The organism is Parabacteroides chinchillae, assembly GCF_900108035.1.
GTDB classification, from domain to species: domain Bacteria; phylum Bacteroidota; class Bacteroidia; order Bacteroidales; family Tannerellaceae; genus Parabacteroides; species Parabacteroides chinchillae.
The window spans coordinates 35839-58891 of sequence record NZ_FNVS01000009.1 but is presented as its reverse complement, the minus strand read 5'-3'; the positions used below and the strand labels follow the sequence as shown (position 1 = coordinate 58891).

Below are 23053 nucleotides of genomic sequence, written 5' to 3'. Positions count from 1 at the left end.
ATTGTTATGAAGACTGTTTTAGTAACCGGTGCCAATGGTCAATTGGGTAATTCACTCCGTCAACTTTCTGGAAAATATCCCCGGTTTAATTTTTTATTCACGGATGTCGATACATTAGATCTCTGTAATAAAGAGGTTGTTTGTTCGTTTGTGCAGACTCATGCTGTCGATTATATTGTGAATTGTGCTGCTTATACGGCTGTTGATAAAGCTGAAGATGATATAGATTTATGTACCCGTATTAATCGGGATGCCGTACGTTATCTAGGTGAAGCTGCCAGTATTGTTGGTGCCCGTGTGATTCATATTTCTACGGATTATGTATTTGACGGAACAAATTTCCGTCCTTATATAGAAACAGACAGGACATGCCCGGTATCTGTTTACGGCCGTACCAAACTGGAGGGTGAAATAGCTTTACAGGAAGTTTGTACAGACGCAGTAATTATCCGTACAGCCTGGTTGTATTCGGAATATGGAAACAACTTTGTAAAGACAGTACTTCGCTTAGGTAAGGAGCGTGATGAATTACGTTTTATATTTGATCAGATCGGTTCGCCTACTTATGCCGGAGATTTGGCTATTGCCATATTAGAGGTCATAAAACAGGGAGAAGATGATGCGTATTGTCCCGGTATTTATCATTTTTCAGGAGAAGGCGTATGCAGTTGGTATGATTTTACAGTAAAAATTATACAATTGGCAGGTTTAACGCCCCGTGTAGTTCCTATAGAAACGAAAGATTATCCGGTACGTGCCCCACGCCCTCATTATAGCGTGTTGAATAAGCGGAAAATAAAAGAAACTTATGGCCTTATTATTCCACATTGGGAAGAAAGTTTACGGAATTGTTTAGAGCGGTTGTTTTTGTAAAATAGAAAAATTCCCTTTTTAGTAAGATTGAAAATAACAAAACGAATTTAAGATATAACAATGGGTCAATATTCAGAAGAAATAAAGAGAAGAAGAACATTTGCTATCATCAGCCACCCGGATGCTGGTAAGACTACGTTAACGGAGAAATTATTGCTTTTTGGAGGTGCCATACATGTTGCCGGTGCAGTTAAATCTAATAAGATTAAAAAAACAGCAACTTCCGATTGGATGGAAATAGAAAAACAACGTGGTATTTCTGTCGCGACTTCTGTAATGGCTTTCGATTATAATGATCATAAAATCAATATTCTGGATACCCCCGGGCACCAGGATTTCGCCGAAGATACATTTCGTACTCTAACGGCTGTAGACAGTGTTATTATTGTTATTGATATAGCAAAGGGTGTGGAAGCGCAGACACGCAAATTGATGGAAGTGTGCCGCATGCGTAAAACTCCGGTTATTGTTTTTGTAAATAAGATGGACCGTGACGGTAAAGACCCATTTGATTTGTTAGATGAAATAGAAGAAGAATTACACATAAATGTGCGTCCGCTGAGTTGGCCTATCGATATGGGACAACGCTTCAAAGGTGTTTATAATATCTATGAACAGAAACTGAACCTGTATACTCCGAGCAAGCAATATGTAACAGAGAACGTAGAGTTTAAAGATATAAATAGTCCGGAATTGGAGACTTATATAGATTCCATGCAAGCAGAAAAGCTACGTCAGGATATTGAATTGATAGAGGGTGTATACCCTGAATTTGATATAGATACCTATTTGCGTGGTGATATTGCTCCTGTATTTTTTGGTTCGGCACTGAATAATTTTGGTGTAAAGGAATTGCTGGATTGTTTTATAAATATTGCTCCTTTTCCTCGTCCTATACAAGCGGAGGAACGTGTGGTTGATCCGGAAGAAGAAAATTTTACGGGCTTTATTTTTAAAATACATGCTAATATGGACCCTAACCATCGTAGCTGTATTGCTTTTGTGAAAGTTTGTTCGGGCCGTTTCGAACGTAATGCCAATTATAAACATGTTCGTTTTGGTAAACAGATGCGTTTTAGTAGTCCGACAGCATTTATGGCACAAAAGAAAGAAGTAGTAGACGAAGCTTTTGCAGGTGATATTATCGGTTTGCCTGATACTGGAAATTTCAAGATAGGAGATACTTTGACATCCGGCGAAGAACTTCACTTTAAAGGCTTGCCTAGCTTTTCTCCTGAAATGTTTAAGTATATTGAAAATGCTGATCCGATGAAAGCCAAACAGCTTAATAAAGGTATTGAGCAATTGATGGATGAAGGAGTTGCGCAGTTATTTACAAATCAGTTTAACGGCCGTAAAATCATTGGAACAGTAGGACAACTTCAGTTTGAGGTTATCCAATATCGTCTGCTACACGAATACGGAGCCCAATGTAAATGGGAGCCGATCAGTTTATATAAGGCATGTTGGATTGAAAGTGATAACGCAGAAGCTTTAGAGAATTTTAAAAAGCGGAAATCTCAATATATGGCTTTGGATAAGGAGGGCCGAGATGTCTATCTTGCCGATTCAAATTATGTTCTTACAATGGCCCAACATGATTTCCCGGATATTAAATTCCATTTTACATCTGAATTTTAAGGAAATATGAAATCTGTATTGTTTTGTCTGCTTTGGGGTAGTTTGTTTTTGCTGCAAATGTCTTGTCAACCTAAACAACAGTATTATACGTTGACAGGTCAGTTACATACCCCTTATACGGTTAAGTATGAATATAAGCAACCGTTAACGGACGAAATAAATGCAGAGTTTGAGCGTTTTTATCATTTGTTTAATGCATTTGATTCTACATCTGTTATTTCCCAAATAAACCGGAATACAAATATGTCTGTGGAAGATTCGCTTTTTGCCAAGCTATTTAATACGGCTATATATGTTTCCGAACAAACAGATGGTGCTTATGATATTACATGTGCTCCTATCATTAATTTGTGGGGGTTTGGATTTAGCAAAAAAGATAGTGTTACCCCTCAGCATATTGATAGTGTTAAAGCCTTTGTCGGTTATCAGAAAGTGCATTTGGTAAACGGGCAAATTCAAAAGGATGATCCCCGTTTATTGCTTAACGCATCTTCATTGGCTGATGGTACGGTATGTGACATGATTGCCCGGCTGTTTGAAAGTAAAGGTATCCAAAATTTTATGATCGATTTTGGGGGAGAAGTGGTTGCCAAAGGGATGAATTCCAAAGGAGAGTGCTGGCGTATAGGTATAACAAAGCCTATAGACGATGCTTCCGGTATGACGCAGGATTTACAGGATATTGTTTCTTTGTGTGGCCGCCACGGATTGGCGACCTCTGGTAATTACCGCAATTTTTATGTGAAAGATGGTAAGAAATATGCACATACTATTGACCCTCGTGAAGGATGTCCTGTACAACGGGATGTTTTGGGGGCAACTGTTATTGCACCGGAAGGTATGATTGCTGATGCTTGTGCTACGGCTATTATGGTATTGGGCTCAAACGGAGCAAAGGCTTTGAAAATAAAAATTCCGGAAATAGAATATTATCTTATCTGTTCTGATTCTGTTGATACTGGCTATCGCGTTGAGTATTCCGAAGGATTTCAGCAGTATTTAATAGACCGTAAAGAATAGCTGGAAGGATATGCCCCTGCTTTTGGTTGATTTATTTACCAGATAAAATCTTAAAGGATTTTTTTTATTTCTTCCAAAGAATATACAGTGTATGTTGGAGTGAAATGCCCGGCAGGAAGACCTTCGGGGTTAAACCAGACTTGGTCTATCTTTGAATTGTAAGCTCCTATAATGTCAGCATCCCAGCTGTCTCCTATCATTAAACTTTCATTTCTGCGGGAGTTTGTATTACGCAGGGCAAAATCAAATATTTCTTTATGTGGCTTTTGTATATTGGCATCTTCAGACAATACCATACGCTCAAAGTAAGGGGCGAGGCCGGAATTATGTAGTTTCTTGAATTGTACTTCCCTGAATCCATTTGAAAGAATGAACATTCTGTAAGATGGACGGAGGTATTCCAGCAGTTCGATGGCTCCCGGAATTAGACGGGTTTTCTTTGTAGTCCGTTGCAAAAAATCATTATTTAATTCCATAATGGATTTGACATCTTCAATACCCATCGGACGGGTCATATAACGGAAGCGTTCGATAATAAGTGTTTGCCGGTTTATTTCTCCGGTACGATATTTAGCCCATAAATCTATATTGTTGGGCATATATATATCAAAGAAAGCCTCGAAGGAGGCATAATAACGCCCGAAATTGTAGGCATTATAAATCTCTTCGAGGCATTCTTTATTGTTGTGATACGTATCCCAAAGGGTATCGTCTAAGTCTATGAATAGATTTTTGTATTTCGTCATCCTACTTCAATTACCAGATATTTACCTAAACTCCAGAATGCTTTTGTATCTGTGATTTTAAGTGTCAGGTTGTTATCTTCGTCTTTTACAAATTCATAAGAACCTTCCGGATGATTGGATCTTAGTTTTGCTTTACTTGCAAATAAAGGTATTTCTTTTACTTCTCGGATATCGATAGAAATAAAATAATCCTTGTTAAAACCACTTTGCAATACTTTTGATTTTGCAAATAGGCCGCCGCCGGAAAGAATTTTCTGATCTTTCAATTCTTTGGATGTGCCGAAACAATAATAAGCGGTGTTGATTGTTTGATCTTGCGCATTTATTTTTTCGGATTGAGCAGCTGTTGTAGCTGCCAGAGTTTCCACATCTTCATTTAAAGATGAGACCATTTCGTCCAATTCCTGGATGCGGATATTTTTTTTAGCTAAATCTTCTTGTAAAGCAACAATCATTGTAGCTTTTTGATCAAGCTCGGAAGATAGGCGGTCTATAGTCTTTTTCAGTGCTGCCGATTGAATTCCGCTTTTCTTTAGTTTATCCTGCAATTGGTTAATCTGTTCTTTGTTCTTCTTCAAAGTTTCAGTGATTAACTCCATATTCTGCTTAATCTGTTCGCGTTTGCTCAGATTCATTTCACCACCTGTTTGTTGTTGGATGGTTAAATAATTTTCGGCATCACGTATTGATTGAAAGTCTGCTTCTACATCGTTTAATGTGTTCAGCATTTCATTAATTTCGTCAGTGTTGCGGGTATTCTCCAGTCTCAGAGAATCATTTTCAGCTTTCAGCTTCTTATAATCGGCTGAATTTTGTCCACAGGAGGCCAGCATGGCTGTGCAGATACATACTACTAATACTTTCTTCATGTCTTTTTGTTTGTTACGTTAAACATCCTTTTCTGTCTCTTTGTCCTTTTTATCTTTTAAGCCTGCTAATACAATAACAATTTCACCTCTCGGATCGTTCACACTAAAGTGCGCAGCCACTTCTTGAAGCGTTCCTCTTACAGTTTCTTCATGTATTTTAGATATTTCACGAGAAACGGAAACTTGTCGGTCTGCTCCAAAAAATTCAGCTAGTTGTACTAATGTTTTTACTAACCTGAAAGGTGATTCATAGAAGATAATTGTGCGATACTCAGTCGACAATTCTTTGAGCCGGGTTTGCCTTCCTTTTTTCTGGGGAAGAAAACCTTCAAAACAGAATTTCTCATTCGGTAGTCCTGATGCAACTAATGCCGGAACGAATGCTGTTGCACCAGGGAGGCATTCAACTTCTACTCCTTGTTTTACACATTCTCTAACCAACATAAAACCGGGATCGGAGATAGCAGGAGTTCCTGCATCTGAAACAAGCGCTATATTTTCGCCTGCTTTAATTCTTGCTGCGATTTGTCCCACCGTTTTATGTTCATTAAATTTATGGTGAGACTGCATTCGGTTTTCTATTTCAAAGTGCTTTAATAGAATCCCGGTTGTACGAGTGTCTTCTGCTAAAATAAGATCAGCCTCTTTTAGCACCCGGATAGCCCGGAATGTCATATCTTCCAGGTTTCCGACAGGAGTTGGTACAACTGTTAACTTTGTCATAGGAACCGTTTTTCCAGAAGTTTCATGAAGTCCGTTACAGCTTCATCTTCTATATTCCATTTCAATTCATTATTCAGATAAGCAATCGAATCTTCATATGAATGAATGTCATTAAGATCGGAGATTGCTTTATTCATTTTGTTTTCATCTCCTCCGAACAATTCCCTGCGAAAGCGGAAACGATCATTTAAGCTGAAAGCTTTACGGAAATCGGATAAGTTCTTCTTTTCCAATAAATCGTTGAGGAACAAATTCGGGCGATCAGCTGTATTATTTGTCTCTTTGACCGGTTCTTCTACTTTTATGATTTGTTCTTTTACAACAGGAATTTCTTCAATAGCCTTTTCCAATGAAGGGGCATCCGGCATTGGTGTGGCTGTTTGTTTAGGGATAGACTGCAATAAAACTGCGTGTTCTTCCATTTGCTTGCGCAGCATTTCTATCTGAATTGCTTCGAGCGCATGAAGATCTTTGAGTATTTTATGTGTCAAATCAAATGTCTGGCTGAAAAAGGATACCGGATATATTTCGACATCCCTCATGCCGGCAACTTGCTTTTCTAATTCCTTGATGTCCAGTAACAGATAATCTATCTTTTCTTTGTTTGCCATACTTTTATGTATTCAAGCGGGAAGATAATCCGCTCTGTTATTCGCAAAAGTAAGTATTTCTTATTAATGTAACGTTGTATTGATGTAAAATATTGTTGTAAAGATACGTTGTTACTCAATAAATTCGTCTGGCAGGTTTACTAAATAGAGCCTATGGGTTGCTCGTGTAAAAGCAGTATAAAGCCAACGGTAGAAACTTTTTCCTAACATTTCTTCTGTGATGTAACCGATGTCAAGGAATACATTCATCCATTGTCCGCCTTGTGCTTTATGACAAGTTACAGCATAAGCGTATTTTACCTGGACGACGTTATAATATGGGTCTACTTTCATTTTTTTCATTTTCCCGGCTTTTGTAGGTATATCTTCATAGTCTTCGAGGATGGTGTAAAATAGCTTGTCGTTAAGCTCTTTAGGTAAAGCAGGGGAGTCTGTCTGGAGAGCGTCTAATAAAATTTTTATTTCCATCTCTAAGTCGTAATCCTGAAAACGGACTAATACGTCAGCAAATCTGAAACCATATAAATCTGTTGTATGGCGTACACGTAATACCTGAATAATTTCTCCATTGGCAATAAAGTCCATTTCTTTACATCCGGCAGTCCAATAATAATTATTTTTGGCTACCATTAGACGCTCACCGGAGGATAGTTCTTCTTCACGGTATAGAATGCGATTGCGTATGCCGTTGTTGTAAATAGTCGCCCGTTTGTTGGAGCGAGATATGATCATAGTCTCTTCAATACCATCTCTGTCATAAGCCGCTGAAATTTCTTCTATTAATTCATCTCCATTTATTTTTCTGAAGTCGGAAAAACTTTCCAGGTGCAGTTTTGGGAAATTTTCCACCGTGTTGTTTCTTAAAGCGTCTCTGAGGTTAGTCGCATTGAACAAGATACCTGAATTTTCACTTTGGCGGACTACTTGTGTGAGAGTTATTTCTTCTACTTGCAAGTTATATCCTTGAAGAATTTTTTTGTTGAGAGCCGGACTTTCAGATTGGCTTACGGGTGGTAACTGGGCAACATCGCCCATCAGTATTAAGCGGCAGTTTTCGCCTGAGTAAACATAGTGAACCAGGTCGTCTAACAGGCGTCCGGTGCCAAAAAAGAATGTATCTAATCCGTCATTGGAAATCATAGAAGCTTCATCTACTATAAACAGGGTGTCTTTGTGTAGATTAGTATCCGGAAGAAACCCAGTTGGTTCATTAGAAAATGCTTTTTGCCGATATATTTTTTTATGTATGGTGTAAGCTTTCTGTGCAGCATATCCGGAAAACACTTTTGCTGCCCGCCCGGTAGGTGCTAAAAGGATGGTTTTTTGTTTAAGTTCGTTTAAGGTTTTTACTAAGGAACCCACTAGTGAAGTCTTTCCGGTACCTGCATATCCTTTGAGAAGAAGAAGACCGTCCGGCTCTCTTGAAAATAAGAAGTTTGAGATGATTTTCAGGGCGGAAAGTTGGTCATCTGTGGGATTGTATGGGAAATTTTGTGTAATTTGGCAACTCAAATAACTATTTATCATTTTGGAAGTAATAATTTTTGCGATAAAGGTAGTGTATTAAATATTCTTTTTTAAATTTGCCGAACGAAATAAATTCAAAAAACAATACAAACCATGAAAGTTACATTAAAGATTTTATTAGCTGCTGCAGTTCTACTGCTAGTTTACATGTGTTATAGAAGTATTCAGGCACCAAGGGAATATGATGCAGAGAAAGAAATACGTGACAACGCTATCAAGACTCGCCTGATTGATATCCGTAAAGCTCAGATTGAATACAAAAATATTCACAAGGTACATGCCGCTAATTTTGATGAATTGGCTAAATTCTTGACAACAGAAAAACTGCCGTTCTTGGTAAAGGAAGGTGTTTTAACTGATGAACAGCTGGAAAAGGGTATGACTGAAAAGGAAGCTGTAAAGAAAGGTTTGATCAGACGTGATACTATGTGGGTGTTGGCTGTCGATACATTGTTGGGCGCAGGTTATGATGTTGCAGGTATGCGTTATGTTCCTGAAGTACCAGGTGAAAAAATAACATTTGATATGGATACTGCTACATTGAAGTCTGGTTCAGGTTATGAAATTAAAGTATTCCAGTGCCAGGTTAAGTTTGCAGACTATTTGTATGATTTGGATCCTCAGTTGACTTATAACTTGATTGAAAAAGCAGAAAAACAATCTAAGTTCCCTGGCTTGCGTGTAGGTTCTTTGGAAGAAATTAATAATAACGCAGGTAACTGGGAATAATCGAAAACTATATGACTATCAGTATTCCTGATACGTTAACTGGTAATTCGGAAAAATATATAGTGTCCATCCGGCTATGGTCGGGTGGACTTTCTTTTTCCGGTTATATCCCTTCGGAAGTAGGAAGCTTCTTTTACAGAGAAGCAGAATTTAGCCGGACAGTTTCATATATGTCTTCTTTGAAAGAATTTTTCTTTGAACATGATTTTCTGAATTGGATGTATAAACGGATTTACGTGGTTTGTGTATCTGCTCAGTATACGCTTGTTCCCGGAGATATTTTTGATGAAAAAAGAAAAAACGACTTTCTTTCTTTTAATTTTTCAACTCCGGAAAAGAAATGTTTGAATAATGCTTTGAAAGCAGATCGAATGGAAGTTGTATTTGGCTTGGATGAAGAAGCATATGAGTTTTGTTCCCGTTCGCTGTTGAATCCTTGTTTTGTCCATTATATGACTCCATTAATATCTTTATGGAGTAAACAAAGCCGGACAAGTCTTTCGAAGCGGATGTATGTGGTATTGCATGATGGTATGATAGATATTGCCTGTTTTACCCAAGGCAATTTGCTTTTTGTAAACTCTTTTGAGGTAACAGTTCCTGATGATATGTTATATTACATATTAAATGTATGGAGAGAGGTTGGCATGAATCAGGTGAAAGATATTCTCTATCTGGCGGGAAATTCCATGTTGCGTAATACTATAATGAGTACGTTGCATACATATTTGCAGCAGGTTCATTTAATGGAGATTCCTTCGGAGGCTTATTTGCTGGGAGTTGAGATTGGCCAGGTCCCTATGGATTTAATTTCTTTATCGATATGCGAATTATAAGTGGTAAATATGGTCGTCGGCGTTTTGACGTACCTTCTTCTTTTAGTGCACGTCCAACAACAGATTTTGCAAAGGAGAATTTGTTTAATGTAGTTTCTAATCTTATTGATTTTGAAGGATTAGATGCGTTGGACTTATTTGCCGGTACGGGTAGTATTTCTTTTGAATTATTATCCCGTGAATGTCGTCGTGTTGTTGCTGTAGAGAAAAATAATGCACATGCATCTTTTATAGCAAAAGTTGTCAAGGAGCTAAAGACAGATGATCTGACACTGATCAGAGGGGATGTATTTCGGTATCTTCATTCGGCTCCGGCGCAAAGTTTTGATTTTATTTTTGCCGATCCTCCTTATGCATTAAAGGAATTACCTCAGGTTCCTGAATTAATATTTAAACGTGATTTATTACGCGAAGGAGGCATTTTTGTCATGGAGCATCCAAAGGCAAATGATTTTTCTTCTCTTCCTTATTTTAATCAACACAGAGTTTATGGTTCTGTAAACTTCTCTATTTTTGTTAAAGAGGAACGGATTATAGAAGAGGGGAAAACAGACGCATAAAAGATTCTGCTATCCTTTGTTTCCATGGACGTTTTAGCCATTTGGAAGGTACGAGACGCTCACAATTTTGCATGTCGTGCATAAACACTTTTTTCATTTGCAAAGTGAACTCCCTTTGATATATGAATGCGTTAATTTCAAAATTGTGTTCAAAACTGCGGAAGTCCATATTTGCAGAACCGATACATGCAATGGTATCATCACTTATTACCAGTTTGGAATGTAGGAATCCCGGCTTGTAGAAGTATACTTTTACTCCGGCTTTTACCATCTCGTCAATAAAAGAATGAGTTGCCATGTTTGCTGTGCGGGTGTCTGAACGTTTAGGTAGCATCAGCCGTACGTCAACACCTCCTAAGGCTGCTGTTTGCAGTGCTTGATTCAATCCTTCAGTCGGTAAGAAATAAGGGGTTTGTATAAAGATGTATTTCTTTGCGTTTGCTATAACAAAGATGGCTGCCTGTAGCAATGTTCTCCATTGCCCTACAGGTCCACTAGTTGCTATCTGCATGATGTTATCGCTATAAATCTGTGCTGGAGGATAGTATATTTTGTCATTCAGCAGCTTTTTACTTACAACATACCAGTCAATAAGAAAAGCGGATTGAAGGCCATGGACGCCTTTTCCTATAATTTTAAAATGTGTATCTCGCCATGTTCCCCAAGATGTGCCTTTGTCATAACGGTCGGCAATGTTCATACCACCCATAAAGCCTATTCTGCCGTCAATTACTACTATTTTACGATGGTTACGGTAGTTTACTTTGCTGGTTAGAATAGGAAATGCCACTTTAAGAAAAGCATATACTTCAATTCCGGCATCTTGCATTTCTTTGAAAAAGCGGTTTTTCACATTCCAACAACCTACATCATCGTACAGTACACGTACTTTTACACCTTCACGGGCTTTCTTGATCAAAGCTTTCTGTACTTTATAGCCTGTTTCGTCATCACAAAAAATATAGTATTGCAAGTGAATGTGATGAGTGGCATTATTTATTTCTTTTAGTAAATCCTGTAATTTATCAGTGCCATTAGTATAGATTGTTATATCACTTCCGTATAAAAGTGATGATTGGCTACTGTTGCTTAGCAACGTCGATAGCGGCTGATAAGCTTCAGGCACGATGCACATATCCTGAGGTAGCTTACCTTCTTGAGGCCGCCTCATAATACGTTTGTAGGTTCTTCTCGAAATAATACGTTGTTTGCGATTGTCCTGCCCGAAAAAGAAATAAAAGAGCAATCCGATACCGGGAGCTAATAACAATACAATTACCCATGGGATTGTTTTTAGCGGATTTCTGTTTTCAGTCAGAATAACCAATATTAATCCTACGATAGTTACACAATATAATATAATGAAAATAGTGCCTACTATAAACTGTATATATATAGCCGATAACATTCCTCTTTGTTTATACTACAAACGACTAAGATATAGAAGAAGGACGAAAAAAACAAACGGACTACGTGAAAATATCTGTGTGGAAACTTATACCTTAACGAATTGCTATTTTGCGTACAGTTTCCCCGATACGGATAATATAATATCCTTTGGCAATGTTTACTGTGTAATCTCCGGACGGTTGTTTTAATTCTATTTCTGCTACTTTGATTCCGACTACGCTATAGATTTCGAGGATACTGCCTATAGGTGCATTTTCTACATGAATGCGATTTTCAGATACAGATATTTCTATTGGTTTAAGATTGTTTTGGTCTATGGCAAAGGTTTCACTCTTCAACTTCGAAGCGTATGCTGGAATTGAAGAACCTACCTGTAAAGTCAGGGCTAACAGTATTGTAATAAAGACTTTCATATTCAAAACCCTAATTTCGCACAAATGTATGAAGAAATCTGTAAACGAAGAAAGAAAAGACCGGTTTATTTAGCGCCATATCTAACTTGTCTGTAGCCTGTGAAACAATGGACTATGGAAGCTATGACAATGAAATAACCATGCCTTCGTTGGCTAAGGTTGTATCCGTATATATTTCATCGGCTTCCTGTTTGAGTTGGCTCAGGTTTTCATAGCGTGCAGAGTAATGGCCTATAACTAGTTGCTTTACTTGGGCTCGTTTGGCTATTTCGGCTGCTTGTTTTGCTGTAGAATGAAATGTCTCTTTCGCTCGTGCTGCATCACATTCTGCAAAAGTGGCTTCATGATAAAGTAAATCTACTCCTTCAATATATGGGATGATATTCGGATAAAATGCTGTGTCGGAACAATAGGCATATCGTTTTGCAGGTTTTGCCGGATGTGTGAGACGTGCATTTGGAATTATCTCTCCTTCTTCCGTTATAAAATCTGCTCCTCTTTTTATTTCTTGCATCATTCGGACGGGAACTTGGTAAAAATCGGTCATTTCCCTGAGAATATGAGCTTCTTTTTGTTTTTCTACGAACAAATATCCGCAGCAAGGTATACGATGTTTTAAAGGGATCGAATACACACTTAGAGAGCGATCTTCCATTATAAGCGAATGTTGATATGTATCCACCGTATTGATTCGTATTTCGTAGGGTAAACCTTTGCAGAAGATTGTCAATACGGGACGTAAATAATTTTCCAGTTCTTTAGGGCCATGAATCACGAGTTCTCCGGTCCGGCCAAGCATCCCCAAAGTAGATAACAGGCCGGGCAAACCAAAACAATGATCACCATGCAGGTGGGAAATAAATATATGATTCAGCCTGCTGAACTTTATTCGCATGTGGCGCATTTGTACTTGGGTACCTTCTCCGCAATCGACCATATATAATTTATCTCGTAAATCTATGATTTGGGAAGTCGCTAAATGACGGGTAGTGGGAAGTGCGGAGCCACATCCTAATATATTTATATCAAATTCAGCCATAAAGGGTTTATTGGGATAATTCAATGCAAAGATAATACAAAAGCCTCTCCTTACTGTGAAAAATAACAAAAAAAAGCCTTCCGATGCAGGCTGGGTAAACGGGATTATATATATTTGTTTGCTGTCCTTTCAGGAAGCAATTGCAGTCTGTAAATAAGACTTATGATATATTTCTAAGCCTTAACTAACTTTTTCTTTTTGTTTAAAACGGTTAAATGCAGAAACGGCCAAGCGTGAGCTTCGCCGTTTCCTTTTTTTAATAGGTATGTCCTTTGTCGTCGCTCATCTCTTTACTGTTTATCTTGTGCAGGTCAAGTGCTCTCCAGGCATAGAATATATATGCCAGAACAAATGGTACGATAATAGATACGTAGCTCATTACCTTTAATGTGAACAGGCTGGATGAACTGTTTTGTATGGTCAGCGAACTTTGCAAATCGGCAATGGACGGATAATATGCCGTATTGTTCCAACCGGCGCAAAGCAGTAGTGCCAATACCGTTAGAACTGTCCCGGTTCCGGTAAACCAGATCCCTTTTCTCCATTCTGCAGACAATAGAGTTTTTCCTATTCCAAATAGAACACTTATTACACCTATAACTAATACCGTTAATACTGCCGGCATCTCAATCAGGTTTATAAAGTATTTATAAGGCTGCATAAATACTTCTCCGGTTTCGGGGTTAACGGCAAAACCTTTTGTGAACATTAGATGAACCACAAATAGAAGGAAGAAAACCAGAAAAAGGATTGTTTCAGGAATAAGTTGTTTGCGGCTTCTGTTTATAACTTCGGTATCATCGATATTATTGATGAAATAAAGTAAAGCCAGTGCACGGGCAAGGAAAAATACGGCCAGCCCTAAGCAAAGATTCCAGAATACAATGGCGGCTTCCAGTCCATGCCAGGGATTTGCCCATGTGGATATTACCGGCATTGTTATGTCGGTCAGTTGTCCTTTGTTTACCACAAATTCGGCGCCGTTAAAGAAGGTGGCTACAGCTGTTCCCAGTAAAATAGGACCTGCTATACCATTAATCATCAGAAATATCTGATAGGTTTTCTTTCCCAACAGATTCCCTTTCTTAGCTTGATACTCGTAAGAAACAGCTTGAATTACGAAACAGAGTAAGATAAGCATCCATACCCAATATGCTCCTCCGAAGCTGGTAGAATAGAAAAGAGGAAAAGAGGCAAAAAAGGCACCTCCAAAAGTAACCAGTGTTGTAAATGTGAACTCCCATTTACGCCCGGTTGAGTTTAACAGCATTTTTTGTTGCAATTCGGTTTTCCCTATTGTGTATAGCAAAGACTGTCCGCCCTGAACGAAAAGCAGGAAAACAAGCAGTGCTCCAAGTAAAGATACAAGGAACCACCAGTAATGTTGTAATAATATATATGTATTATCCATATGCTAATAATTATAAGTTGTGAATAACAAATTGTCCGTTATTAATGTCCATTTGATTGTGGCCCTTTTTTGACAGCTTTCACCATGATGCCTATTTCTGCAATCAATAAGATTGTAAAAAGGATGAGGAATAAATAGAATGTGGTCTGCACTGAGGATGGATTCAACTTGGATATTGAGGCCGAAGTCGGCAGTATGTCTTGTATGGCCCAGGGCTGACGTCCTACCTCTGCAACAACCCATCCGGCTTGTCCTGCAATATAAGCCAGTGGGACCGACCACAGGCAAACGTATTGCAACCAACGGGCTTCTGCAAATTTGTTTTTCTTACCATAGATTAAAGCGATGAGAAATAATAAAATGAAATATCCTCCTAATAATACCATAATGCGGAAAGAATAGAAGGTAAGTCCGACATGTGGAATAAGCTCTGCCGGATCTTTAATGTAACCATATCCGAAGTATGCAAAATTGTCGTTCAATATAGTACGGCTTTGTTCGGCCAGTGTTTCGTTTTTGTCTTTTTTAGCTTGACGGTAATCGGCTAACGCTTTGATTGCAAGTCTGCCCTTTGCTATTTTTTCTTGGGCGGAAAGGGCCGGCGTTCCATTATGTGTTGTGTAGCCTCCTTCAATCAGATTGACAATTCCCGGGACATACGCATCTGCTTTGCGTTCAGCAAGGACAGACAGAAGCTTAGGAACTTGGATTCGGAAGATGAATGGGTTAACATTGTCCTGGTAACTTGTCTTTTGCGGATTTAGAATCCCGATAGCTACCAACCCTTGCCCGTTGCTTCCTTCATATAGTCCTTCCATAGCGGCTAATTTCATTGGCTGCTTTTGGGCTACCTGATAAGCGGAACCATCACCTGTCCATATAATTAAGATAGATGCAACTAAACCGAAGATAGCTCCGATTTTGATACTCGACAGGGCAAATTCTACTTCTCTTTTCTTTAATAAATACCAACTGCTGATACCAACGACAAACAATGCCCCGACAATCCAACCGGAAAGCACGGTGTGGAAAAATTTATTGATAGCGACAGGAGATAGGGCTACATCCCAGAAATTAAACATTTCATTACGAACAGTGTCCGGATTGAATTGCATACCTGTAGGATACTGCATCCATGCATTTGCGATCAGAATCCATAAGGCAGAGAGTGTTGCACCTACAATTGTAAGCCATGTGGATGCAAGGTGGAAACGCTTGCTCACTTTGTTCCAACCAAAGAACATGACGGCAATAAAAGTGGCTTCCATAAAAAAAGCCAGAATACCTTCGATGGCAAGAGGCGCACCAAAGATATCTCCTACAAACCAGCTATAGTTAGACCAGTTGGTTCCGAACTCAAATTCAAGTATCAGGCCGGTTGCTACCCCTATGGCAAAATTAATACCGAAAAGTTTCATCCAGAACTGGGCCGTTGTTTTCCAGAACTCTTTTCCCGTCCGGACGTAAATAGTTTCCATAATGGCCTGTATAACACCCAACCCCAATGTCAGGGGGACGAATAACCAGTGATACATGGCCGTAAGGGCAAACTGTGCTCTCGACCAATCAATCAAAGAAGTGTCAATGCTTTCAATCATATTATTAATGTTTAAGGAGTAATTGCTCTGTCTATAAGTTGGCTTGAAACGTGTTCTTCTTTTTCTTTATCGCTATTAAACTGGTTGAGGTAATTGGGGAAAAAGAATAACCTAAGAGTGAAAAACATAATGAACAATTTGACCAGGATTATAAGCCAAAGGGTTTTACCTAGTGTCATTTCACGAAAACCTTCCAGGTAAAAACGGTAGATTCGTATTAGAATAAAATCTTTTTTCATACATGTATTTTCATTAAGATAACAGATGTGAAAACAAGAATGTTTCAAGTTAATACAAATATAATGAAAAAGACTATAATTGCTGTCTGCAGGATATAATAAATATCTATTAAAAAATAGATTATACCTATCAGCTGGTATTGAATACATACGTGATACTTCTTGATTTGATAATTATCAACCGAACGGTTGATAGTCGTCGGCCATACGGTTGACAATTGTCGGCCGCTTGGCTGATAATTGTCAACAATCTATTTTGCCGGTATGAAAATCAAATTTGCATTCGGTAAAAAACAGAAAGATGCCGGCATGTAGGATTTATTTCTCTGTTAAAAAAAATTATTTTAAATGATAAAGCACTTTCATAGGCTTGTCTTTAACACAGTATTGGTTATATTTGCGACAATTTGAACCACAAAAAGGTGGAAAAATACATGGAATATTATTGTTAAGTGCTAATCTATAAAAAATTATTACTATGTCAAACATTTCAAGAAGATCTTTCCTCCAAAGAGGAGCCGCCGCTGCTGCTGCATTTTCTATTGTTCCGGGTTCTATCCTTGGTAAAAGTCACGGATATGTAGCCCCTTCCGATAAATTGAATATTGCTGCCGTTGGTATTGGTGGTATGGGTAATGCAAACTTAAAGAACATGGAGACTACAGAAAATATCGTAGCTCTTTGTGATGTAGACTGGAAGTATGCAAAACCGGTATTCGACCGTCATCCGCAAGCTAAAAAATATTGGGACTTCCGTAAGATGTATGATGAAATGGGTAAGTCTATCGATGCTGTATTGGTAGCTACTGCAGACCATACTCATGCTATTATTTCTGCCGATGCAATGACTTTGGGCAAACATGTATATTGCCAGAAGCCGTTGACCCACTCTGTTTATGAATCTCGTTTGTTGACTAAGCTGGCTGATAAATATCAGGTTGCTACACAAATGGGTAACCAAGGCTGTTCGGACGAAGGTGAAAACCTGGTTTGCGAGTGGATTTGGAATGGAGAAATAGGTGAAGTAACAAAAGTGGAATGTGCTACAGACCGTCCTATCTGGCCGCAAGGTTTGAATGTGCCCGATAAAGCAGATAAGATTCCTTCTACTTTGAATTGGGATTTGTTTACAGGTCCGGCTGAAATGCGTCCTTTCAACCATATTTATCATCCATGGAACTGGCGCGGATGGTGGGCTTATGGTACAGGCGCTTTAGGTGATATGGCTTGCCACATCATGAGTGCTCCGTTTAAAGCTCTGAAATTAGGTTATCCTACAAAAGCACAAGGTTCGTCTACATTGTTGCTGACGGATTGTGCTCCGCAGGCTCAGCATGTAAAACTGACATTCCCTGCTCGTGACAATATGCCTAAGGTAGCTCTTCCGGAAGTAGAAATTCACTGGTATGATGGCGGTATGATGCCGGATCGTCCTGTAGGATTCCCACAAGGAAAAGAACTGATGGGTTATGGAGGCGGATTGTGTATCTTCCACGGAACAAAAGATACATTGATTTGTGGTTGCTACGGACAGAATCCTTGGTTGTTGTCTGGCCGTGTACCTAATGTCGCTAAAACAGAACGCCGTGTTGCTAACGCAACTAGTGGTGGTCATGAACAAGACTGGATCCGTGCTTGTAAAGAAAGCGCAGGAAACCGTGTAAAAGCTAAGTCAGACTTCTCATTGGCTGGTCCGTTTAATGAAATGGTTGTAATGGGTGTATTGGCTGTTCGTTTGCAAGGCTTGAACAAAGAGTTGCATTGGGATGGCAACAATATGCAATTTACAAATATCAGTCCGGATGAAACAATCAAGACTGTTATTAAAGACGGCTTTACAATTAAAGACGGTCATCCTTCATTCAACAAGAAATGGACTGATCCGGTTAATGCACAACAGTTTGCGGCTGAATTGATCAAGCATAACTATCGCGATGGTTGGAAGCTGCCTGATATGCCGAGATAATTTGTAAAAAACATAAATCCAAAAATGAAAAAGTCAGTATTATTAGCAAGTGCCGCAGTTATGATGTGTTATTTTACATCCTGTGGCGGTGGAAAGAAAACAGAAGATACAGCTACTGCGGAAGCTACGACAGAAGAAGCTGCTGTTCCCGAATATAGAATTGTGAACGATCTTCCTACTGTTGACTTGTCGACTTTCCCGAAAGACAAAGATGGAAAGATTGTTATTTTTGATGGCAAGACATTCAACGGATGGAGAGGTTATAACCGTTCCGACGTACCTGCTGCTTGGGAAGTTGTAGACGGTACTATTCATATTAAAGGTTCGGGTGCCGGTGAAGCTGGTTCAAAAGACGGTGGAGACCTGATTTTTGCAAGCAAACTGAAAAACTTCGAACTGGAATTGGAATGGAAAGTTGCCAAAGGAGCAAACTCCGGTATTTTCTATCTGGGTCAGGAAGTTATTTCTAAAGATAAGGATGGCAACGATGTAAAAGAACCTATCTTTATCTCTGCTCCTGAATGCCAGGTGCTGGATAACGAAAATCATCCGGATGCAAAGATGGGTAAAGACGGTAACCGTCAATCTTCTTCTTTGTATGATATGATACCTGCCAAACCGCAGAATGCTAAACCGTTCGGCGAATGGAACAAGGTGAAAATCCTTTGCTATAAAGGCACAATTGTTCATTATCAGAACGACGAACCTGTAGTAGAATATCATTTGTGGACTCCGCAATGGAAGGAAATGCTTGATAAGAGCAAGTTCAGCAAGGAAAAATGGCCGTTGGCTTACGAACTGTTGCTAAATTGTGGTGGCGAAAATAAGGAAGGCTTCATCGGACTTCAAGATCATGGCGATGATGTTTGGTTCCGTAATATCACAGTTAAAGAACTGGATTGATCCTTATTAAGTAAACAAATAATTTCAGATAAAAACGCCCGAAGCCGGAATCTAATGTTCTAGCTTCGGGTATTTTATTTTATATGGATATTTTTAGAACCAACTTTCAGACTTAATATACAGAATGATGAATAAAGAACAATGTTATACGAAAGCACAGCTGACTTGGTTGATGATGCTCCGGCTTTTTATTGGTTGGCACTTTATGTATGAAGGAATGGTAAAGATCATGAACCCGAAATGGACTTCGATGCCTTACCTCCTTGATTCAAAAGGTTTTGCCTCTTCCTTTTTTATCGGATTGACACAAGATGCAAATATGGTAGATATGATCAACCTTGCAAATGAATGGGCTCTTTTGCTTATTGGCCTGGGGCTTACACTGGGATGTTTATATCGCCTGTCTTCAGTGGGTGGAATGATACTGCTGGCTATGTACACTTTGTCGCATCCTTCTTTTATAGGAGCAGAGTACATGATGCCTTTTGAAGGCTCTTACCTTTGGATAGATAAGAATTTGGTAGAACTGGCTGCATTGGGATTATTGTGTGTATTCCCGACTTCCCAGATATTTGGTTTCGACCGCATGTTAGGAAAAGTTTGTCCTATATTACATAAACTTAAATTGATTTGATAAAGGCTATGGCAGAAGATGTTAATAAAACTCCCGCTCAGGAACAACAACCTGACAAAGGCCGCCGGGATGCGTTGAAAACGTTGGCTACCGTACCTGTATTAGGTGCATTGGCTTACGGAGTCTATCAGAAGAGAAAAGATGCCCTTAGGGGACGCAATATATCAGATGTATTTCAGGTGAGCGGCGATAATGCCAGTTATCTTGAACCTGTAAAAGATGGTAAACAGATACGCCTGGGAATGATCGGATTCGGAATCCGTGGCAAGGATTTGATGCGGGCGGCCGGATTTGCCGAACCTTCCTGGATAGATAAAGTTATTGAATTTCACAAGCAGAACAAGAAAGATACCAATTACGAGCAATATATGTTGCAAGACGACCTTAACGTCGTTGTAAATGGTGTCTGCGATATATTTGATAAATATGCAGAAGCCGCCCAGTTGGCTGCTTCCAATATTAACCGTGAAGGATCAAACGGTAAATTTGGTGGTGCCGTACCAAAGCGTTACCGTACCTATCAGGAACTATTGGCCGCAGATGATATTGATGCTGTAATTATTGCAACCCCCGATCACTGGCATAGCACTATGGCTATAGAAGCTGCCCGTGCAGGAAAACATGTTTACGTAGAGAAACCTCTTTCGTGGACCGTGCCCGAAACCTACATGGTACGTCAGGCCGTGAAAGAAAGCGGTATAGTATTTCAGTTAGGGCATCAGGGACGTCAGACCGACTGCTACCAGAAGGCCGAAGAGATCATAGGCAAAGGGCTGTTGGGTAAAGTGAATCTGATAGAGGTTTGTACCAATCGTAATTCGCCTAACGGAGCTTGGGTATATGATATTATTGAAGGAGCATCGCCCGATACTATCGACTGGAAACAGTTTGAAGGTAATCCTGACCGCGTGAAGGAATATATGGATTATATGACTAAGAATGGCCTGGAAAGATATATCGGTCCGGAAGAACGTGATAAGTTCAGTCTGGAACGCTTTTTCCGTTGGCGTTGCTGGTGGGATTACAGTACAGGGCTTTCCGGTGATTTGCTGACTCATGAATATGATGCGGTAAACCAGATTATGCACGTTGGTATTCCTCATTCGGCTACTTCTTCCGGAGGCGTGTACTTTTTTAAGGACGGACGTACGGTTCCGGATGTTTTGCAGACTGTATTCGAATGGCCGGATAAAGATCTCTCCATGTTGTATAGTGCAACGTTGGCAAGTGCCCGCGGACGTGGCAAAGTCTTCATGGGACATGATGCTTCTATGGAAGTTTCCAACATGTTGGCCATTACTGTTGATCCTGATTCAACCCGTTATGCCGACAAGATCAGCCAGGGTATTATTCCTACCGATACACCGTTCTATACATATGTGCCGGGACAGAACAGCACAGATTCGGTAACATCGCCGACTGAATTGTATTTTGCAAAGCGCGGTTTGCTTTACACTTATGTAAACGGGCGCCGTTATGATACCAGCCACCTTCATATCCGTGAATGGCTGGAATGCATCCGTCAGGGAAAGACTCCGAGTTGTAACATAGACCGTGCTTTTGAAGAAGCTATGACTGCCCACATGGGAACCCGCGCTTATCTGGAAGGACGTACTATGTATTGGGATAAAGATAAAGAAGAAATCGTAAGAGGCGAGAAGGCCTGAGCTTAAAACGCAGTACGATTAATGTGGAAGGTCGTTGTAATTAATTCTGTGTCCGAGGAATTAATTGTGACGACCTTCCTGATTAATTTGTAGGCCTCCTATATAATTACAGAGGTCTCCCTAGTTGATTTGTGCCCCTTTTTTTATCTACCGAAAAAAAACGATGTGCGGAGTGTAACCCAATTACTTCGCGTTGCGTCTTATCTACAAAACCGATATATTAACATCAAAAAAAGAAGAATATGGATGCAGAATTATGGATTCCGATTATTGCAATTGTTTGTGCCGTCGGATTACCTGTTGTATTAGGTATTGTAGCTTGTTATCAGACTATTAAAAGCCGCCATGAAGAACGGATGGCTATGATTGATAAAGGTTTCATACTTGAAGAACCGGAAAAAAAGGCGAATCGCTATCCGGCCTTGCGAAATGGAATTGTAATGATTGGACTTGCTTTTGGACTGATTGTTGGAATTTTTGTGTATCCCATGATGCCGGCTGTAGAAGAATGGTTGAATCTGGCAATTCCTACTATGGCGATTCTGTTTGCAGGTATTGCTTTTGTTGTTTACTTCTTTGTTTCGCGCAATATACAGTTGAAAGAGAGACAGGAAGATAATAAATAAAAGTTGCCGGATGGATGAGCAAAAATGGATAACGTGCATTTTGGCAGGGGATACTCAAAGTTTCTCCTGCCTTGTCGCGAAGTACGAGAAGATGGCTTATACCATTGCTTTTCGTATTATGGAGAATCGCGAGGAGGCAGAAGAAGTGGTACAGGATGCTTTTGTAAAGATGTATCGTGCCCTACCGGAATTCCAGTTCGGGAGTAAGTTCTCTACCTGGTTTTACCGGATTGTCTACCGTACGGCCTTATCTGCTTTACGTGGGCAACATATCTTTGCCGGCTATGAAGAAGCAGGAGCAACCGATCTGACAGTTGCCGAGATGAATGCAGCTTCTTCCGTATTGGAAAGAGAAGATCGTAAGGAGGTCATTTCCCGTGTGCTTAAAGAGCTTCCGGCCGATGAAGGCCTGTTGCTTACTCTCTATTATCTGGAAGAGTGTTCGGTGGAGGAAATCCGCCAGATTACCGATCTTACTGCTTCCAATATCAAAGTGAAATTATTTCGTGCACGCAAGCATTTTTACGAAATAGTACAAAAGACTATGAAAATAGAAATATCAGATTTATTATGAATACAACAGAAGAATATGTTAATAAACTGACCCGGGATTTAATGAAAGATACAGCCGAGCAACCCCCTTTTTCGCTCAATGCGCGTATCATGGCATTGATTATGGGAGAAAAGCGGGCTGCCATTCATAAGTGTTACATGAAAAAGCTTCCTTCTTTCAGTACTATCCTTATTGTTTTTATTGTCTATATGGCGATTATTGCAGGTGGTGTGATGCTTTGCATGAAAGAGTATGCTGCGACAGACAGTATGATCCGGACGGTAAAGCATTTCTTTCCATTATTACTTACAATCAGTAGTTCTGTTTCGATATTCTTTTTCTTTACCCAACTGGATAATTGGTTACGGATTAAAGAGTCGATGAAGGAAAACTTGCATAATAAATAAAATTGGATAGAAATAAAAAAGCCTGCGTTTCACAACGCGGGCTTTTTAGTTA

The 23053-nt window shown here is 39.5% G+C and carries 24 protein-coding genes; 13 read left to right on the top strand and 11 right to left on the bottom strand.

Annotation, left to right across the window (positions count from 1 at the left end):
• Positions 1-6 precede the first annotated feature (6 nt).
• The 3 genes from rfbD to C4S38_RS08675 are packed head-to-tail and all read left to right on the top strand — an operon-like array spanning position 7 to position 3534.
• Entirely contained in the window at positions 7-873 is an 867-nt protein-coding gene (gene rfbD / locus C4S38_RS08685) for a dTDP-4-dehydrorhamnose reductase (protein ID WP_103983411.1), read from the top strand.
• A gap of 60 nt (positions 874-933) precedes the next feature.
• Positions 934-2514 carry a peptide chain release factor 3 gene (locus C4S38_RS08680; protein WP_099463667.1) on the top strand — a complete coding sequence of 527 codons (1581 nt, stop codon included), beginning with the start codon at positions 934-936 and terminating at the stop codon, positions 2512-2514.
• 6 nt (positions 2515-2520) lie between these two features.
• Positions 2521-3534 carry an FAD:protein FMN transferase gene (locus C4S38_RS08675; protein WP_103983410.1) on the top strand — a complete coding sequence of 338 codons (1014 nt, stop codon included), beginning with the start codon at positions 2521-2523 and terminating at the stop codon, positions 3532-3534.
• Positions 3535-3584: 50 nt separating this feature from the next.
• Here the strand turns inward: C4S38_RS08675 and C4S38_RS08670 are convergent, their stop codons facing one another.
• The 5 genes from C4S38_RS08670 to C4S38_RS08650 form a co-directional block, all read right to left on the bottom strand.
• On the bottom strand, positions 3585-4280 hold the full coding sequence (locus C4S38_RS08670) for a YjjG family noncanonical pyrimidine nucleotidase (protein ID WP_103983409.1): 696 nt from the start codon (positions 4278-4280) through the stop codon (positions 3585-3587).
• On the bottom strand, positions 4277-5149 hold the full coding sequence (locus C4S38_RS08665; protein ID WP_103983408.1) for a Cbp1 family collagen-binding glycoprotein adhesin: 873 nt from the start codon (positions 5147-5149) through the stop codon (positions 4277-4279). The genes C4S38_RS08670 and C4S38_RS08665 overlap by 4 nt, the downstream gene beginning before the upstream one ends.
• Before the next feature lie 18 nt (positions 5150-5167).
• Entirely contained in the window at positions 5168-5872 is a 705-nt protein-coding gene (gene rsmI / locus C4S38_RS08660; protein WP_103983407.1) for a 16S rRNA (cytidine(1402)-2'-O)-methyltransferase, read from the bottom strand.
• Positions 5869-6483 (bottom strand): hypothetical protein, encoded by a 615-nt coding sequence (locus C4S38_RS08655; RefSeq protein WP_103983406.1) that lies wholly within the window; start codon positions 6481-6483, stop codon positions 5869-5871. Before C4S38_RS08655 ends, rsmI begins: the two co-directional genes overlap by 4 nt.
• Before the next feature lie 111 nt (positions 6484-6594).
• On the bottom strand, positions 6595-8010 hold the full coding sequence (locus tag C4S38_RS08650; RefSeq protein ID WP_103983405.1) for an ATP-dependent DNA helicase: 1416 nt from the start codon (positions 8008-8010) through the stop codon (positions 6595-6597).
• A gap of 93 nt (positions 8011-8103) precedes the next feature.
• Between C4S38_RS08650 and C4S38_RS08645 the strand changes: the two genes are divergently transcribed.
• The 3 genes from C4S38_RS08645 to rsmD are packed head-to-tail and all read left to right on the top strand — an operon-like array spanning position 8104 to position 10135.
• Entirely contained in the window at positions 8104-8739 is a 636-nt protein-coding gene (locus C4S38_RS08645) for a hypothetical protein (RefSeq protein ID WP_099463660.1), read from the top strand.
• An 11-nt stretch (positions 8740-8750) separates the two neighbouring features.
• Positions 8751-9575 carry a DUF3822 family protein gene (locus tag C4S38_RS08640; RefSeq protein ID WP_103983404.1) on the top strand — a complete coding sequence of 275 codons (825 nt, stop codon included), beginning with the start codon at positions 8751-8753 and terminating at the stop codon, positions 9573-9575.
• On the top strand, positions 9563-10135 hold the full coding sequence (gene rsmD, locus C4S38_RS08635; RefSeq protein ID WP_103983403.1) for a 16S rRNA (guanine(966)-N(2))-methyltransferase RsmD: 573 nt from the start codon (positions 9563-9565) through the stop codon (positions 10133-10135). The genes C4S38_RS08640 and rsmD overlap by 13 nt, the downstream gene beginning before the upstream one ends.
• On the opposite strand, the gene cls is transcribed toward rsmD, so the two are convergent.
• From cls to C4S38_RS08605, 6 genes are all read right to left on the bottom strand, one after another.
• The gene (gene cls, locus C4S38_RS08630) at positions 10107-11543 is read right to left on the bottom strand and encodes a cardiolipin synthase (RefSeq protein ID WP_103983402.1); all 1437 of its coding nucleotides are present in this window, start codon (positions 11541-11543) and stop codon (positions 10107-10109) included. The genes rsmD and cls overlap by 29 nt on opposite strands.
• Before the next feature lie 94 nt (positions 11544-11637).
• A complete protein-coding gene (locus C4S38_RS08625) occupies positions 11638-11958 on the bottom strand; it encodes a hypothetical protein (RefSeq protein ID WP_103983401.1) in 321 nt (106 codons plus the stop codon).
• A gap of 121 nt (positions 11959-12079) precedes the next feature.
• A complete protein-coding gene (locus tag C4S38_RS08620) occupies positions 12080-12997 on the bottom strand; it encodes a ribonuclease Z (protein ID WP_103983400.1) in 918 nt (305 codons plus the stop codon).
• A gap of 256 nt (positions 12998-13253) precedes the next feature.
• Positions 13254-14408, bottom strand: coding sequence for a cytochrome d ubiquinol oxidase subunit II (locus C4S38_RS08615; protein WP_103983399.1), 1155 nt, complete (start codon positions 14406-14408; stop codon positions 13254-13256).
• Between the two features lie 41 nt (positions 14409-14449).
• Positions 14450-16006: a cytochrome ubiquinol oxidase subunit I gene (locus C4S38_RS08610; RefSeq protein WP_103983398.1), complete on the bottom strand. Its 1557-nt coding sequence runs from the start codon at positions 16004-16006 to the stop codon at positions 14450-14452.
• Between the two features lie 11 nt (positions 16007-16017).
• Positions 16018-16245 carry a DUF4492 domain-containing protein gene (locus C4S38_RS08605; protein ID WP_103983397.1) on the bottom strand — a complete coding sequence of 76 codons (228 nt, stop codon included), beginning with the start codon at positions 16243-16245 and terminating at the stop codon, positions 16018-16020.
• Between the two features lie 478 nt (positions 16246-16723).
• Here C4S38_RS08605 and C4S38_RS08600 point away from each other — a divergent pair, with 478 nt between their 5' ends.
• From C4S38_RS08600 to C4S38_RS08570, 7 genes are all read left to right on the top strand, one after another.
• Positions 16724-18211, top strand: coding sequence for a Gfo/Idh/MocA family protein (locus C4S38_RS08600; RefSeq protein ID WP_103983396.1), 1488 nt, complete (start codon positions 16724-16726; stop codon positions 18209-18211).
• Between the two features lie 24 nt (positions 18212-18235).
• Positions 18236-19114, top strand: a complete 879-nt coding sequence (locus C4S38_RS08595; RefSeq protein WP_103983395.1) for a 3-keto-disaccharide hydrolase — start codon at positions 18236-18238, stop codon at positions 19112-19114.
• Positions 19115-19241: 127 nt separating this feature from the next.
• Positions 19242-19748, top strand: coding sequence for a DoxX family membrane protein (locus tag C4S38_RS08590; protein WP_099464084.1), 507 nt, complete (start codon positions 19242-19244; stop codon positions 19746-19748).
• A gap of 8 nt (positions 19749-19756) precedes the next feature.
• On the top strand, positions 19757-21415 hold the full coding sequence (locus C4S38_RS08585; protein ID WP_103983394.1) for a Gfo/Idh/MocA family protein: 1659 nt from the start codon (positions 19757-19759) through the stop codon (positions 21413-21415).
• A 242-nt stretch (positions 21416-21657) separates the two neighbouring features.
• On the top strand, positions 21658-22041 hold the full coding sequence (locus C4S38_RS08580; RefSeq protein ID WP_099464082.1) for a DUF6249 domain-containing protein: 384 nt from the start codon (positions 21658-21660) through the stop codon (positions 22039-22041).
• A gap of 10 nt (positions 22042-22051) precedes the next feature.
• Positions 22052-22615: an RNA polymerase sigma factor gene (locus tag C4S38_RS08575; protein WP_103983393.1), complete on the top strand. Its 564-nt coding sequence runs from the start codon at positions 22052-22054 to the stop codon at positions 22613-22615.
• The gene (locus tag C4S38_RS08570; RefSeq protein ID WP_103983392.1) at positions 22612-23001 is read left to right on the top strand and encodes a hypothetical protein; all 390 of its coding nucleotides are present in this window, start codon (positions 22612-22614) and stop codon (positions 22999-23001) included. The genes C4S38_RS08575 and C4S38_RS08570 overlap by 4 nt, the downstream gene beginning before the upstream one ends.
• Positions 23002-23053: the final 52 nt, after the last annotated feature.

Excerpts from the sequence above, each read along its gene's own strand:
- rfbD (WP_103983411.1), top strand. The coding sequence starts at position 7 with ATGAAGACTGTTTTAGTAACCGGTGCCAATGGTCAATTGGGTAATTCA.
- C4S38_RS08680 (WP_099463667.1), top strand. The coding sequence starts at position 934 with ATGGGTCAATATTCAGAAGAAATAAAGAGAAGAAGAACATTTGCTATC.
- C4S38_RS08675 (WP_103983410.1), top strand. The coding sequence starts at position 2,521 with ATGAAATCTGTATTGTTTTGTCTGCTTTGGGGTAGTTTGTTTTTGCTG.
- C4S38_RS08670 (WP_103983409.1), bottom strand. The coding sequence starts at position 4,280 with ATGACGAAATACAAAAATCTATTCATAGACTTAGACGATACCCTTTGG.
- C4S38_RS08665 (WP_103983408.1), bottom strand. The coding sequence starts at position 5,149 with ATGAAGAAAGTATTAGTAGTATGTATCTGCACAGCCATGCTGGCCTCC.
- rsmI (WP_103983407.1), bottom strand. The coding sequence starts at position 5,872 with ATGACAAAGTTAACAGTTGTACCAACTCCTGTCGGAAACCTGGAAGAT.
- C4S38_RS08655 (WP_103983406.1), bottom strand. The coding sequence starts at position 6,483 with ATGGCAAACAAAGAAAAGATAGATTATCTGTTACTGGACATCAAGGAA.
- C4S38_RS08650 (WP_103983405.1), bottom strand. The coding sequence starts at position 8,010 with ATGATAAATAGTTATTTGAGTTGCCAAATTACACAAAATTTCCCATAC.
- C4S38_RS08645 (WP_099463660.1), top strand. The coding sequence starts at position 8,104 with ATGAAAGTTACATTAAAGATTTTATTAGCTGCTGCAGTTCTACTGCTA.
- C4S38_RS08640 (WP_103983404.1), top strand. The coding sequence starts at position 8,751 with ATGACTATCAGTATTCCTGATACGTTAACTGGTAATTCGGAAAAATAT.
- rsmD (WP_103983403.1), top strand. The coding sequence starts at position 9,563 with ATGCGAATTATAAGTGGTAAATATGGTCGTCGGCGTTTTGACGTACCT.
- cls (WP_103983402.1), bottom strand. The coding sequence starts at position 11,543 with ATGTTATCGGCTATATATATACAGTTTATAGTAGGCACTATTTTCATT.
- C4S38_RS08625 (WP_103983401.1), bottom strand. The coding sequence starts at position 11,958 with ATGAAAGTCTTTATTACAATACTGTTAGCCCTGACTTTACAGGTAGGT.
- C4S38_RS08620 (WP_103983400.1), bottom strand. The coding sequence starts at position 12,997 with ATGGCTGAATTTGATATAAATATATTAGGATGTGGCTCCGCACTTCCC.
- C4S38_RS08615 (WP_103983399.1), bottom strand. The coding sequence starts at position 14,408 with ATGGATAATACATATATATTATTACAACATTACTGGTGGTTCCTTGTA.
- C4S38_RS08610 (WP_103983398.1), bottom strand. The coding sequence starts at position 16,006 with ATGATTGAAAGCATTGACACTTCTTTGATTGATTGGTCGAGAGCACAG.
- C4S38_RS08605 (WP_103983397.1), bottom strand. The coding sequence starts at position 16,245 with ATGAAAAAAGATTTTATTCTAATACGAATCTACCGTTTTTACCTGGAA.
- C4S38_RS08600 (WP_103983396.1), top strand. The coding sequence starts at position 16,724 with ATGTCAAACATTTCAAGAAGATCTTTCCTCCAAAGAGGAGCCGCCGCT.
- C4S38_RS08595 (WP_103983395.1), top strand. The coding sequence starts at position 18,236 with ATGAAAAAGTCAGTATTATTAGCAAGTGCCGCAGTTATGATGTGTTAT.
- C4S38_RS08590 (WP_099464084.1), top strand. The coding sequence starts at position 19,242 with ATGAATAAAGAACAATGTTATACGAAAGCACAGCTGACTTGGTTGATG.
- C4S38_RS08585 (WP_103983394.1), top strand. The coding sequence starts at position 19,757 with ATGGCAGAAGATGTTAATAAAACTCCCGCTCAGGAACAACAACCTGAC.
- C4S38_RS08580 (WP_099464082.1), top strand. The coding sequence starts at position 21,658 with ATGGATGCAGAATTATGGATTCCGATTATTGCAATTGTTTGTGCCGTC.
- C4S38_RS08575 (WP_103983393.1), top strand. The coding sequence starts at position 22,052 with ATGGATGAGCAAAAATGGATAACGTGCATTTTGGCAGGGGATACTCAA.
- C4S38_RS08570 (WP_103983392.1), top strand. The coding sequence starts at position 22,612 with ATGAATACAACAGAAGAATATGTTAATAAACTGACCCGGGATTTAATG.